This is a genomic window from Flagellimonas oceani (assembly GCF_011068285.1).
GTDB lineage: Bacteria > Bacteroidota > Bacteroidia > Flavobacteriales > Flavobacteriaceae > Flagellimonas > Flagellimonas oceani.
The window spans coordinates 1300949-1313490 of record NZ_CP049616.1; the positions used below are offsets into that span (position 1 = coordinate 1300949).

17 protein-coding genes are annotated in these 12542 nt (G+C 43.1%); all 17 read left to right on the forward strand.

Going from position 1 to position 12542, the window contains the following annotated elements; translation table 11 throughout:
* The first annotated feature begins 4 nt into the window (after positions 1-4).
* On the forward strand, positions 5-805 hold the full coding sequence (locus tag GVT53_RS05970) for a cation efflux transmembrane domain-containing protein (protein ID WP_067036940.1): 801 nt from the start codon (positions 5-7) through the stop codon (positions 803-805).
* A gap of 36 nt (positions 806-841) precedes the next feature.
* Entirely contained in the window at positions 842-1753 is a 912-nt protein-coding gene (locus GVT53_RS05975) for a cation diffusion facilitator family transporter (RefSeq protein ID WP_083158134.1), read from the forward strand.
* Complete coding sequence (locus tag GVT53_RS05980) at positions 1750-2754, forward strand: sodium:calcium antiporter (RefSeq protein WP_067036935.1); 1005 nt, start codon at positions 1750-1752, stop codon at positions 2752-2754. Before GVT53_RS05975 ends, GVT53_RS05980 begins: the two co-directional genes overlap by 4 nt.
* Complete coding sequence (locus tag GVT53_RS05985; RefSeq protein WP_166247885.1) at positions 2751-2924, forward strand: hypothetical protein; 174 nt, start codon at positions 2751-2753, stop codon at positions 2922-2924. The genes GVT53_RS05980 and GVT53_RS05985 overlap by 4 nt, the downstream gene beginning before the upstream one ends.
* A 14-nt stretch (positions 2925-2938) precedes the next feature.
* Positions 2939-3115 carry a hypothetical protein gene (locus GVT53_RS05990; protein WP_162987829.1) on the forward strand — a complete coding sequence of 59 codons (177 nt, stop codon included), beginning with the start codon at positions 2939-2941 and terminating at the stop codon, positions 3113-3115.
* Positions 3116-3390: 275 nt separating this feature from the next.
* Positions 3391-4233, forward strand: coding sequence for a universal stress protein (locus GVT53_RS05995; protein WP_067036932.1), 843 nt, complete (start codon positions 3391-3393; stop codon positions 4231-4233).
* A gap of 362 nt (positions 4234-4595) precedes the next feature.
* Positions 4596-5795: a di-heme oxidoredictase family protein gene (locus GVT53_RS06000; protein ID WP_083158133.1), complete on the forward strand. Its 1200-nt coding sequence runs from the start codon at positions 4596-4598 to the stop codon at positions 5793-5795.
* The gene (locus tag GVT53_RS06005) at positions 5796-6236 is read left to right on the forward strand and encodes a QcrA and Rieske domain-containing protein (RefSeq protein WP_067036929.1); all 441 of its coding nucleotides are present in this window, start codon (positions 5796-5798) and stop codon (positions 6234-6236) included. It begins immediately after the preceding gene.
* Positions 6208-7440: a hypothetical protein gene (locus GVT53_RS06010; RefSeq protein WP_116183712.1), complete on the forward strand. Its 1233-nt coding sequence runs from the start codon at positions 6208-6210 to the stop codon at positions 7438-7440. Before GVT53_RS06005 ends, GVT53_RS06010 begins: the two co-directional genes overlap by 29 nt.
* A gap of 146 nt (positions 7441-7586) precedes the next feature.
* Entirely contained in the window at positions 7587-7958 is a 372-nt protein-coding gene (locus tag GVT53_RS06015; RefSeq protein ID WP_067036925.1) for an ArsR/SmtB family transcription factor, read from the forward strand.
* 1 nt (position 7959) lies between these two features.
* Complete coding sequence (gene merTP, locus GVT53_RS06020; RefSeq protein ID WP_067036923.1) at positions 7960-8583, forward strand: mercuric transport protein MerTP; 624 nt, start codon at positions 7960-7962, stop codon at positions 8581-8583.
* Positions 8584-9930 (forward strand): dihydrolipoyl dehydrogenase family protein, encoded by a 1347-nt coding sequence (locus GVT53_RS06025; RefSeq protein ID WP_067036921.1) that lies wholly within the window; start codon positions 8584-8586, stop codon positions 9928-9930. It begins immediately after the preceding gene.
* Positions 9931-9946: 16 nt separating this feature from the next.
* Positions 9947-10570: a class I SAM-dependent methyltransferase gene (locus tag GVT53_RS06030; protein ID WP_067036919.1), complete on the forward strand. Its 624-nt coding sequence runs from the start codon at positions 9947-9949 to the stop codon at positions 10568-10570.
* A gap of 1 nt (position 10571) precedes the next feature.
* Positions 10572-10787, forward strand: a complete 216-nt coding sequence (locus GVT53_RS21025; protein WP_083158132.1) for a GDCCVxC domain-containing (seleno)protein — start codon at positions 10572-10574, stop codon at positions 10785-10787.
* Positions 10788-10853: 66 nt separating this feature from the next.
* Positions 10854-11216, forward strand: a complete 363-nt coding sequence (locus tag GVT53_RS06040) for a metal-sensitive transcriptional regulator (RefSeq protein WP_067036917.1) — start codon at positions 10854-10856, stop codon at positions 11214-11216.
* A gap of 154 nt (positions 11217-11370) precedes the next feature.
* Positions 11371-11640: a thioredoxin family protein gene (locus tag GVT53_RS06045; protein ID WP_116183711.1), complete on the forward strand. Its 270-nt coding sequence runs from the start codon at positions 11371-11373 to the stop codon at positions 11638-11640.
* Between the two features lie 17 nt (positions 11641-11657).
* Positions 11658-12527 (forward strand): hypothetical protein, encoded by an 870-nt coding sequence (locus GVT53_RS06050; RefSeq protein ID WP_083157918.1) that lies wholly within the window; start codon positions 11658-11660, stop codon positions 12525-12527.
* The last annotated feature ends 15 nt before the right edge of the window (positions 12528-12542 follow it).

Genomic DNA, 12542 nt, shown 5'->3' on the forward strand with positions numbered 1-12542 from the left:
TTAAATGTCCACCATAAACAAAACCACTTTTAAGGTAAGTCAAATGGATTGCCCTTCAGAAGAACAGATGATAAGGATGAAACTGGAGTCAAACCCTCAAATCAAATATCTGGACTTTGACATTCCGAATAGAAAGTTGGATGTGTACCATCAGGGGAATGCCCAAGAAATAAACGTGGAATTGGGTGCATTAAAGCTGGGGGAAAAACTTTTGGGAACAGAAAAGGCGGAAACACCTATTGCCGAAGACGAGACCAAACAAAAGAAGATACTCTGGTGGGTCTTGTACATCAATTTTGGGTTTTTCGTTATCGAAATGACCACGGGTTGGATTTCTTCCTCGATGGGCCTTATTGCGGATTCACTAGATATGCTAGCCGATTCCATTGTGTACGCGTTGAGCCTTTTTGCCGTAGGCGGCGCTATTTCCAGAAAAAAGAAAGTGGCGAAGTTCAGTGGCTATTTTCAAATGGCCTTGGCCCTGCTGGGATTTTCGGAAGTCCTGAGAAGGTTTTTGAGCAGTAGTGAAACCCCTTTGTTCCAATGGATGATAATCGTTTCCATTTTCGCCCTTATCGGCAACCTCGTTTCCCTATGGCTGATAAACAAGGCCAAAAGCAAGGAAGCGCATATGCAGGCAAGTGCCATCTTTACCTCAAACGACATTATTGTGAACGGCGGGGTAATACTGGCAGGGGTGCTGGTTTATTTTTTAGACAGTAAATGGCCCGATTTGGTCATAGGCGGTATTGTATTTGCCTTTGTGATGCGAGGAGCCATTAGAATTTTAAAATTGTCCAAATAACGTATTGGGAAGAAAAGAAATAGCAAAAGAAAGATTTTGGAAAGGAATCCAAATGCCATATCCCGAATAGGACTCAAAACTACCCTCGTAGGTATTTTGATCAGTGCATTATTGGCATTGATCAAAGGTTTGGGCGGGGTGTTCGGGCATTCTTATGCCCTTATTGCCGATGCGATCGAATCCGGGGCGGATGTGCTGACATCCGCACTATTATGGGCCGGGTTGAAATGGTCGTCAAGGCCACCGGATGAAAACCATCCCTACGGACACGGTAAGATAGAGGCCCTGGTGGCGGTGGGTATTGCTATAGCCCTAACCATTGCAGGTGGTATAATCATAAGGGACAGCATCGACCATATTCTGGTACCCCACAAAACTCCTGCACCCTTCACACTCTTCATACTGGTATTTGTTGTCCTCACGAAAGAGGCGTTGTATCGTTATGTCATGAAAACAGGTGATGAAATCAATAGTTCGGCCGTCAAGGCCGATGCATTTCACCATAGGAGTGATGCCATTACGTCGATAGCCGCTTTTATAGGTATTTCCATAGCATTGATCGGTGGCGAAGGGTTTGAGATAGCGGATGATTTCGCGGCACTCATTGCAGCGGGCATTATTCTGTTCAATGCCTATAAAATAGCTAGGTCATCGGTAAGGGAGTTGCTGGACGAAGCTGTTGAGCCCGAATTTCGAAATGAGGTTATCCGACAGGCCGAAGCCGTTCCTGAAGTGGTAAGGGTAGAGCGCTGCCATTCCCGAAAGATGGGAACGGCCTTTCATATCGATATGCATATTTGGATCGATGGGGAATTAACTGTGACCGAGGGCCATGATATTGCACACAAAGTAAAGGAGAGATTGTTCAGGTCATATTCCGAGATACTTGACGTGCACATCCATATCGAACCTAGCAAAGAGAGAAATGTTAAAATGACAGAATTATGAACAGTTGGCTATGGGTACTCGTTTTGGGCCTAGCGGCCTGGGCAGCACACTGGGGTGCGGATCGATTGTTGACCCCTTTAAAGTTGCTCCGCAAGCAATGGGGCCTTACCGCTTCCGCTGGAGCCGCTTTTCTTGCCTTTGTAACGGCAAGCCCTGAAGTTGCCATAAATATTACCAGTGCAGCTCGGGGAGTCTCCAATATTGGCCTGGGAAATTTGTTGGGTTCCAATATTATTTCCATTCCCTTAATGGTGACCATAGCTTATTTTGCTTCCCGGAAACAGTTCAAGAACAACAAGGAACATCAAGAGCATCTTGATAAAAACGTTCTGGCATTGAACAAACGTTCGGTTTCCGTACTGTCCCTTCCATACTTGGGCATTATCGCCCTTGTGGCCATTTTGACCTTGCCAAAGCCCTGGCGCGGGCTACAACCAATAGACGGGTGGATTATGCTGGTCGCTTATGCTGCCTTTTTGACTCACGCAATCATAAAAGGCAAGGAAAAGGGCAAAAAAGTAGAATGGAACAAAAAACAGGTCTGGTTATCGATTGCCGGGGCCTTGGCCATAGCAGTCGGAGCATTTTTCATAGTGAAGGCGACCGAAAATATTGTTTCTGCCCTAAATATTTCTGAAATCGTGGGAGGCCTTTTCATCACGGGCATAATGACCACCGCACCGGAAATATTCAAGACCTGGAGCGTGGTAAAAGGGGGAGAGGTGACTGCGGGTACCACCAGTGTTATAGCGGACAATGCCGTAACGATGACGGTGGCATTTTTTCCGCTGGCGTTGGTAACCACCCCCATTGAGGATTTTGAACTGTTCTGGGTCAACCTGGCCTTTGTCGGGCTTATGCCGCTGCTTTACACACTATTTGTGCATCAAAGCAAGGAACTGCACGGTTTCTCTCGTTGGCAAATTTTTGTGTTTGATGCTGCCTATGTCGCCTATTTACTGGTCATGGTTTTTTTCGTGTTGAAACTTTTTGATAGATGAAAAAGGAACTTTTTAAAGATTGCTCGATGAGGCTCAATATGCTGGATGAAAACATCCACAAATTGGCCGTAAAGTATGCTGAAGAATACTATATAACAAACCAATGCTCCAAGGAGGAAGCCCTTGAACGCGGTATTGTAAAAGCAGAGATGGAAGGGCGAAAGCTCTAAAAAAAGTATAGAATATGGACTGGACATTTGAAGATTTCAAAACAAAGCTTGATGGCCTACAGCCGTCAGTTCGGAAGAAGGCCCTCAAAATTGCGCAAGAATTGGTAAAGGAGAATGGGTATTCTCGTGAGAAGGCCATTACGGAGGGAATCAAACGTGCAGAAGAATGGTTTTATGACCTTAGGGGATAGCATTGGTGCGTTAATTTAAGTAAAGCACAGTACATTATGTCACGGGAAAGGAGAAAGCGGAGACTAGAGGAAAAAAAGGGTAATTCAATAAACAAAAAAGTGAGAACCAGAAAGGAGAAAGCGTATTGCCTGTTGGTTTTTGTGGCAATGTTCCTTGCGGTGCTGACAATTGCCTTTCTAGATGCAATTCTATATGGTTTTTACCTGCTTTTCAATTGAATAATTAAACCTAAAAAGAAAGATTAATGAAGTCAAATCAATAAAAACAAAATGATATGAAAGATGACGGAATTTTAATACCTGTAGATTTCACAGAGGTTTCAGAAAATGCGGTGAGCTATGCTATTGGGCTAGCACAAAAATTGAAATCAAAACTGGTTTTTGTCCACGCCTATTCAGTGGCATATCCATCCGGTACGCCCATCGGGATGGCAACTATGGCACACAATGTAACAGATACCACAGCATCACAAGAAAAAATCAATAAAGAAAAATTGGATAAGTTTCTAAGAGGCTTTCCTGAACTGGACAAGTTGGAATTTCAAGCAATGATCGGTTTCGGGGCAACGGTCGATGTGATTTCTGGCCTAGCTAAGGAAATAAATACCAGTCTTGTCGTTATGGGTACCAAGGGTACGGCTTCGGGATTTGATGAAATTTTTATTGGAACCGTTACCGAAAAGGTGACACAAAAGGCACCTTGTCCAGTACTGGCCGTACCTGAAGATGCCAGCTATACTGCATATAAGCGTATCGGGGTCGCAGTGGATACGGATAGTATGGATAATAGAATAGATTTTGAAATGTTGTCCAAATTATTGGAAAACTATAATGCACAATTGCACTTTGTACATATAGCGGACAAACAGGAAAGGGTGCCGGAGAAAGCATTTATTCGTGAAAGATTTGGCAAACTTCTTGTACCTAATCAATGGTCTTTTACAGTTATCGAGGAAGGCAAACCCGAAGAGGGTATCGATGAATTTTTGACTGAAACCCCAATAGACCTATTGGTTTTGCTTTACAGGGAACACGGATTTTTTGAGGCAGTTTTCAAAAAGGGGCTAAGAAAAAAAATGCTGTATGCCTCCAAGGCCCCATTGCTGATAGTTAAGTAGCCCTTCTACTTATGTGCTCTAGTAAATATTAGTTTTCGCTTACTACGCGAAATTATCGTGCTCATTCTGGAAGCTAGTGGACTTGCCACAATGTGGGAGGCCGTATTTGCCGATGTGGGAGTAGCGTTATTGGCAATATTCAATGCGGTTCGATTGCAGAAGATGAAGTGGACTTAGGAATAGTAAGTATCGAAATATAAATTTTCATTCTGACCAACGCACAATTTCCCACAGTACGGGATTTGCATAATTAAATCAACAACCCTTTTAAGATGTAAACACTTCTTTCTTGATAAATTACTATAAATAAATTTAGACTAAACTAAAAATATATTTATATTTACAAAAATATAAATATAGCAATGCCTAAAATTATTCAATTTTACATTGGTCTGTCCTTAATCGCTCTACTTGGCTGTGAAAATTTCGGCCCCGAAGAACCTATGGAGTTTGAGTTATTGGATGGGCCGTTGGATGGATTGTCCGTTAGTGAGCAACAGCGTTTTTTAGCCGGGGATATTGCCTTTAACGATGATGTTTTTACCGTTGAAAAAGGCCTTGGTCCCTTGTTTGTTGGCACCAGCTGTGCAAGTTGCCATTCAGGGGATGGAAAAGGTCACCCATTTAATCAACTTATTAGGTTTGGTAACAATGATTTGACCATACCCTCGATGTTATCCTTTGGTGATGGCAGGAACCAGATTCAAAATAAAGCCATACCGGGTTTTGAACCGGAGACCGTGCCGGAAGGCTTCCCATTTTCCATTTTGGTCGCTCCGGCGGTGACGGGATTGGGTTTGTTGGATGCTGTCTCTGATGCGGATATTTTGGCTCACGCAGACCCTTCTGATGAAAATCAGGACGGCATTAGTGGAAGGCCTCACTACAATATTCCTCCTGAATTCACCAAGATTCGGAATAATAGTGTTCCCCAGGGAAACAATTATATCTTCAGGTTTGGAAAGAAAGCGGGTAGTTATGATTTGTTGCACCAAAGCGTCAGCGCATATAACCAGGACATAGGAATTACATCCCTTTATGACCCTATAGACCCGTTCAGTGGACTTGAAGAGGATCCTGAAATAAGCACCCAGACCTTGAACGATGTCGTTTTCTACCTTAAAACCTTAAAAGCACCAATTCCCAGAAATCAAACAGACCCCGATGTAATTGCTGGGAAAGAACTCTTTGAATCTGTACAATGTGCTGTCTGTCACACACCCACGTTGACCACAGGATTTTCCCCAATTGAATCGTTATCCCTTAAGGAATTTCATCCCTACACGGATTTGTTGTTACATGACATGGGGCCTGAATTGGATGATGGATTCACCGAAGGAAATGTCGGGACTTCTGAATGGAGAACCCCACCGCTGTGGGGAATCGGTTTATCGGCCAATTCCCAAGGCGGGCAAATGTTCCTGTTACATGATGGAAGGGCTTCGAGCATTGAAGAGGCAATTGAATTGCACGGCGGTGAGGCCGATAATTCAAAAGCCCGGTATTTGTCCCTGACCCCAAAAGAAAAATCACAACTGATAAAATTCATTAATTCCCTATAGGTGCATAGAAAAGATTTTATTAAACAATTTGGATATCTGATTGCAGTCCTGCCAGCTTCTTCCGCTTTGCTCAGTAGTTGCGCAGGCCTGTATTATGCTTCCTTTGTTGAAGAAGGGAGAGTGCTACGAATTTCAAAGGGTGAGTTTCAACAGGTGAAAGGGGGAAAGCAGATTGAACGTGATTTCGTAGTCATCCAGAGCGATTCCATGCGATATCCGATCGGAATATTCAAAACACAAAACAGTAATTATCTGGCCAGTTTGATGCAATGTACCCATAGGGGCTGTGAACTCAACATTGGCGGCGGCATATTCAACTGTCCATGTCATGGCAGTGAGTTCGACCGTTCAGGCAGGGTTTTAGAAGGGCCGGCCGAAGAAAACCTAGAATCATTTGAAATAACCACCGATTATGAGAATATCTATGTGCATGTCCGGTAAAATATATGTGGCCTTTGTCTTAATGAACGTCTGCGTTTTAACCCTTAGCTCGCAAACCATCGATAGGGACAGTATTCGGGAATCCATGAATATGGATGCGGTTTATGACCGTCCGTTTTTGACTTTCGATAAATTTCCAGTCAATCTTGGTGGTTATCTTGAGGCGAACTCAATCTACAGTATTGAGGACGGATTGTCGGAGGGGCTTTCTTTTCAGGCCCGAAGATTGACCCTTTTCGTTTCGGCGTCCATTTCAAAGCGCATTAAGTTCTTGACCGAACTGGAATTTGAAAACGGGACAGAGGAAATTGCCATTGAATTCGCCTCAATGGACATTGCCTTGCACCCCTTGTTGAACCTTAGGGGAGGCATCGTACTGAATCCAATAGGATCCTTTAATCAAAATCACGACGGACCAAAATGGGAGTTTGTCGAGCGGCCAGATGTCAGCACCAATTTGTTGCCCGCCACTTTCTCCAATGCCGGATTTGGTATATATGGAAAGGCATATAAGGGAGCTTGGACCTTGGGCTATGAAGCATACCTCACCAATGGCTTTGATACAAGCATTATAGATAATGAGGAAGAAAGGACATTTTTGGCCGCAGTCAAGGAGAATTCCTCGCGTTTCGAGGAGAATTTTAGCGGCAATGCGCTCCTCAATGGAAAGTTCGCCATCAAGCACAGAAAATTAGGAGAATTGGGCATTTCCTATATGGGCGGGGCATACAACAGGAAAGAAGTTGATGGGCTTCAGGTTGATACAAAATCAAGAAGGGTAGATGTTCTTGCCCTGGATTTAAATACTGCCATTAAAAAAACGGGGACAAGGTTTATCGGTGAGATGGCCTACATATGGGTCGATGTTCCGGACACTTTTACGCAGCAATTTGGTGATCGGCAAGTTGGTTTTTTTGTGGACATTGTTCAACCGATACTAAGTACCGCAGTATTGGACTGGGAAGATGCCATACTCAATCTATCGCTCAGAACGGATTATGTGGATTACAACATTGGCAGGTTTGCCCAGACCAATACGAATATTGGGGATGATTTATTCGCAATTACACCTGCAATAAGCTTTAGGCCCGCACCACAGACCGTTCTAAGGATTAACTACAGATACCAGTGGCAACATGATATTCTCAACAATCCATCCTCAAGAACCGCTACATGGTATTTTGGATTCAGCACCTATTTTTAATAAAATATTCTACAAAGCTGCTTTGATTTCATACCGGGTAGAATGTACTTAAGTAAGGTGTGATTTTAAAAGAGCATCGATGGATAGTATTATTTAAGTATTTGCTTAAATAATTATATTAATATATCTTTGTCAAAAACAGTACTATGGCACTTGAATTAAGTTGTACACGCGCCGAGGCCGACCAAAAGCAACTAATGCGTTGTCGCGAAACCTTAGGAACAAACTCAGAGGCAATTTCCGAAATCAGCAAAATACTCGCGCTGGCCGGTAACGAAACACGGTTAAAGATATTATTCCTGTTATATGAGGAAGGTGAGCTTTGTCCCTGTGATTTTGCCGATATACTTGAAATGAGCGTGCCCGCAATTTCACAGCACATACGTAAAATGAAGGATGTGGGACTGATTGTTTCGAGACGTGAAGGGCAAACCCTGTATTATTCATTGGTCCAGAATCATAACGAAATATTGGAAAATGTGTTTATTAAAATTCAGAAAAATAAAAAGGTAGCATAAAATGGAAACAGGAAAAACCTCGAACAAGGTAGCCTACGCAGGAATATTGACGGCCATGGCGGCATCAATATGTTGTATAACCCCGGTTTTGGCTTTGATTGCAGGAACCAGTGGAATCGCATCCACGTTTTCTTGGGTGGAACCATTTCGGCCTTATCTTATCAGCAGCACTATACTCGTATTGGTCTTTGCCTGGTACCAGAAACTACGACCAAAAACACAGGAGGAAATTGACTGTACCTGTGAGGATGATACAAAACCCTCCTTTTGGCAATCCAAAAGCTTTCTTTTAATAGTTACGGTTTTCGCGGGATTGATGCTGGCGTTTCCATATTACTCCAATATGTTTTATGCACAGCCGAGTAAGGACATTGTCTATGTCTCGCAATCCAATATTGTAAAGCACACGTTTAATGTTGAGGGAATGACCTGCGCAGGGTGTGAAGCCCACGTAGAGAGCGAGGTCAACAAATTGGATGGCATATTATCCGTCAAGGCCAGTTACGAAGGTGCGAATACCCTAGTGGAATATGATAAGACCAAAACCGATTTGGCCGCAATCCAAAAAGCGATAAACAGCACAGGTTATAAAGTAATCGATGGTGAAAACAAAGAAAACGAGTAGATGAAAAAGTACGATGTTTTTGTTATCGGTTCCGGGATGGCAGGGATGACCATTGCCAATAAATGTGCTTCCAAAGGCCTTAAGGTAGGCATTACTGACGAACTGCCCTACGGTGGAACCTGCGCGCTAAGAGGTTGCGACCCCAAAAAGGTAATCATCGGTGCGACAGAAGTAAGGGATTTTGCAATACGCTTAAAGGATAAGGGTATCGATACGGTTCCCAATGTCAATTGGCGGGATATTATGGCCTTCAAACAATCCTTTGTGGATGCAATGCCGCCCAAAATAGAAAAAGGATACAGGCATAATGATATAGACACCTATCATTCTTCGGCAAAATTTCTGTCCAAAAATACCCTACAGTTGGGAACAGATACTATCGAAGCCGACAAGATTGTGATTGCAACGGGCGCAAAACCAAGGGTACTGGATTTTGAAGGTGGGTACTTGGCACTTTCGAGTACCGATTTCCTCAATTTAAAGGAGCTACCCAAATCCCTGCTCTTTATTGGCGGAGGTTACATCGCCTTTGAATTTGCACATATCGCCGCCCGTTGTGGTGCCGATGTAACTATTGTACATAGGGGCAAACGACCTTTGGAAAACTTTGAACAGGATATTGTAGTACACTTGATAAATGCCACGAAGGAATTGGGAATAAAACTGGTTCTAGCGACCGAGGTTTCTAAAATCGAAAAGAGAGATAACCACTATACAGTTAAAGGAACTACCGACGGTAAAGAAATGACATTTAGAACGGAAACCGTTTTCAATTCGGCCGGTCGCCCGCCTGCAATTTTTGATTTGGAGCTGGACAAGTCCGGAATATCCTTTTCAAAAGAAGGGGTTGCCGTCAACGAATATCTTCAAAGCGCATCGAACCCAAATGTTTATGCGGCCGGAGATGCGGCAGATTCAAAAGGACTGCCCCTGACACCTGTTGCCGTTATGGAAGGACATATTGTAGCTTCGAATATCATCAAGGGGAACACGAAAAAAGTGAGCTATCCACCTATGCCCTCCGTAGTTTTCACTTTGCCAACATTAGCAGCCGTAGGTCTGACCGAGGCAGAGGCCAAATCACAAAAAATCGAATATCAGGTCAATTATAACGAGGTGGGCAATTGGTTCAACGCAGAGCGGTTGAATGTTAAGGAATATGCCTTTAAGACTATTGTCGATAAAGAAGATCATACGATACTGGGAGCACATTTAATTGGTCCCAACGCCGAGGAAACCATCAATTTGTTCGCAATAGCGATAAAGACCAAGATGAGGATCAACGATTTAAGGACTATGATTTTTTCTTATCCAACATTATCCTCGGATATTCCCTATATGCTTTAACAAAATATCAAAATTTATGAAAAGTGATGAATACACTAAAAAGCACTGGGAAGAGGTTTATACCGGAAAAAGTGATGAAGAAGTAAGTTGGTTTGAAGGGAAACCCTCGACTTCATTGGATATTATAGCTTCCCTTGACTTACCCAAAGATAGTTCAATTATTGATATTGGCGGGGGGAACTCAAACCTTATCAGTCATTTGTTGAAAAATGGCTATAACAACCTGTCCATTCTTGATATTTCAGAAAATGCACTTCAGCGTACCAAATCAAAATTAGGCAAGTCAGCCACAAAGGTGCAGTGGATAAATTCGGACATATTGAATTTTGAACCGACCCAAGACTTTGAGTTATGGCACGACCGGGCTACTTTTCATTTCTTCACACGGGAAGAAGATATCTTAAAGTATATTGACATACTAGGTCGTTCCCTTAAGACGGGAGCGTATTTTATACTGGCAACTTTTTCGACCACCGGCCCAAAAAGATGTAGTGGATTGGAGATTGCCCAATATTCTCCTGAAAAACTAAAGGAATTGTTTAAAGTAGATTTCACCCTATTGGAATCCTTTGAAAAAATTCATAAAACCCCTTTTAAAACAGAGCAAAATTTTATTTATAACCTGTTTCAGAAAAAATAATATGGACTACGAGAGAATCCTTTTAAATTCAACCATTACCTGTCCCGAATGTGGACATACGAAAGAGGAGGAAATGCCAACAACGGCCTGTCAGTTTTTCTATGAATGCGAAAACTGCAATCAAATATTAAGACCAAAGGAAGGCGATTGCTGTGTCTTTTGCTCTTATGGGACGGTAGTCTGCCCACCAATACAAGAAGGCTCTGGTTGTTGTTGAATAATTTCGGGATAAATTTGTAGAGCACCCCCAGTACAATTATATATTGCCAAAATTTTAAAATCGATGATACCACGAGATTTAAGCAAGGACATAAAAAAGAGGTTGCAAAGTATCAATGGGCAAATTGGTGGCCTCATTAAAATGCTCGATGAAGATACAGACCCAGAGAAGATTTTAATACAGTTCAAGGCAGCACAGAAAGGATTGGATAAAGCTCATTTTCTGTTACTGGACGAAGTTTATCGAAAAGCTTTGGCCATAAAAATATCTGAAACTGTCGAAGCCTGCCCTGGAAACTGTGGCAATGAAGGCCGTATCGAATTTATAAGAAAACAGTTTCCAGATTTGGAATTGGACAGCCTAACGGAAAAGATGAGGGAGATAGATGCACTAAAGGCCAAGCTCGAAAACCACAAAAATGCTTGACCCCCGCAATCACAACCGATTTGATGGCCTGCACGACGCGGGCCATTTTTTTGAAATTTTATTTGGAGACCACCCTACCCACCAATCTACCTTTGATTCGTTGTTTGAATTCAATGACGCGTAAAGAAATTTTAAATAGTTAAAAAACAGAAATATGAAACGTCAAGTAGAAGTTTTTACGGCCAATTGTCCGGTCTGTGACCCAGTGGTCAAAATGATAAAGGAAATGGCCTGCGATAAATGTGAGGTAACCACATATGATTTGGTCAAGCAATGTGAAGACAAGACCTGTCTTGATAAGATGGATGAATATGGCATAAAGAAAGTTCCCGCTGTGGTAGTGAACGGTGAGCTCTTGGAATGCTGTAAGGATTCGGCTATCACCGAAGTGAAATTGGTAGAAGCGGGAATCGGACAATCCTAATTATAATGTGTTTGAGTATGATTAACAAAGTATTCCCTAAAATATCATTGAACATTCCCTATCTCAAATTGATATTGTTATTGGCCATATCAGGATCGGCGATGGCCCAAGGCCACGGCCCACTCTATGGGCTTCAGACACCGACCCTTGCCAAAGGTGGGGTCGATTTGAACGTGGCGGGAATGAGCCTAAGTACGGAGACCGAAACGTCCTATATGCTCCGCTATCTGTTTTCCTATGGCATTACGGAAGACCTGCAGATAAACCTGACCACCCCCACGATGATAGAAAGGTTGGGTGATGCACCGAGGACACGGGGCAACAGCAATATGCCCGCCAACGGGGATATTGAGGCTTCCCTTTGGTACCGGTTTTTCTCGAACGCCTTTGGGGTTGGAAAACGCTTTGAGTCCACCGCCATCGTGGGCGTTTCTGCGCCGACGGATGATGTCAGGGGACAGGCCAATGTGGGCAACTCGGTACACGCGGCCATTTCAACGGGCTATGCCTCGCGCACTTGGTATGGATGGATCGGTGGCGGATACCAATATTATTTTGAGAAAGGTGGCGAACAATTGGGCGACCTGCCCTACGCCAGTGCGGTAGTGGGGTATCGCCCCAATATATTTATGGGCGATTACCCAAAGCCCGATTGGCGCATTTTCATAGAATCATTGGCCGAATTCCCTGGCGACAATAAATTTGAGGGGCAAATGGACTTTACAGATTCGCGCAGTACAAAAATACTGGTCGGGCCCTCTTTTCTTGGACTATATGGCGCTTGGGGAATATCGTTCGGTGCGATGTTTCCGGTCGTACAGGACTTGACACTTGGGGCAGTGAAAGAAAGGTATCGATTGGCCATAAACTTAAGCTATTGGTTATAAAGCAAGAATTTTAAA

Excerpts from the sequence above, each read along its gene's own strand:
- GVT53_RS05970 (WP_067036940.1), top strand. The coding sequence starts at position 5 with ATGTCCACCATAAACAAAACCACTTTTAAGGTAAGTCAAATGGATTGC.
- GVT53_RS05980 (WP_067036935.1), top strand. The coding sequence starts at position 1,750 with ATGAACAGTTGGCTATGGGTACTCGTTTTGGGCCTAGCGGCCTGGGCA.
- GVT53_RS05985 (WP_166247885.1), top strand. The coding sequence starts at position 2,751 with ATGAAAAAGGAACTTTTTAAAGATTGCTCGATGAGGCTCAATATGCTG.
- GVT53_RS05990 (WP_162987829.1), top strand. The coding sequence starts at position 2,939 with ATGGACTGGACATTTGAAGATTTCAAAACAAAGCTTGATGGCCTACAG.
- GVT53_RS05995 (WP_067036932.1), top strand. The coding sequence starts at position 3,391 with ATGAAAGATGACGGAATTTTAATACCTGTAGATTTCACAGAGGTTTCA.
- GVT53_RS06000 (WP_083158133.1), top strand. The coding sequence starts at position 4,596 with ATGCCTAAAATTATTCAATTTTACATTGGTCTGTCCTTAATCGCTCTA.
- GVT53_RS06010 (WP_116183712.1), top strand. The coding sequence starts at position 6,208 with ATGAGAATATCTATGTGCATGTCCGGTAAAATATATGTGGCCTTTGTC.
- GVT53_RS06015 (WP_067036925.1), top strand. The coding sequence starts at position 7,587 with ATGGCACTTGAATTAAGTTGTACACGCGCCGAGGCCGACCAAAAGCAA.
- merTP (WP_067036923.1), top strand. The coding sequence starts at position 7,960 with ATGGAAACAGGAAAAACCTCGAACAAGGTAGCCTACGCAGGAATATTG.
- GVT53_RS06025 (WP_067036921.1), top strand. The coding sequence starts at position 8,584 with ATGAAAAAGTACGATGTTTTTGTTATCGGTTCCGGGATGGCAGGGATG.
- GVT53_RS06030 (WP_067036919.1), top strand. The coding sequence starts at position 9,947 with ATGAAAAGTGATGAATACACTAAAAAGCACTGGGAAGAGGTTTATACC.
- GVT53_RS21025 (WP_083158132.1), top strand. The coding sequence starts at position 10,572 with ATGGACTACGAGAGAATCCTTTTAAATTCAACCATTACCTGTCCCGAA.
- GVT53_RS06040 (WP_067036917.1), top strand. The coding sequence starts at position 10,854 with ATGATACCACGAGATTTAAGCAAGGACATAAAAAAGAGGTTGCAAAGT.
- GVT53_RS06045 (WP_116183711.1), top strand. The coding sequence starts at position 11,371 with ATGAAACGTCAAGTAGAAGTTTTTACGGCCAATTGTCCGGTCTGTGAC.
- GVT53_RS06050 (WP_083157918.1), top strand. The coding sequence starts at position 11,658 with ATGATTAACAAAGTATTCCCTAAAATATCATTGAACATTCCCTATCTC.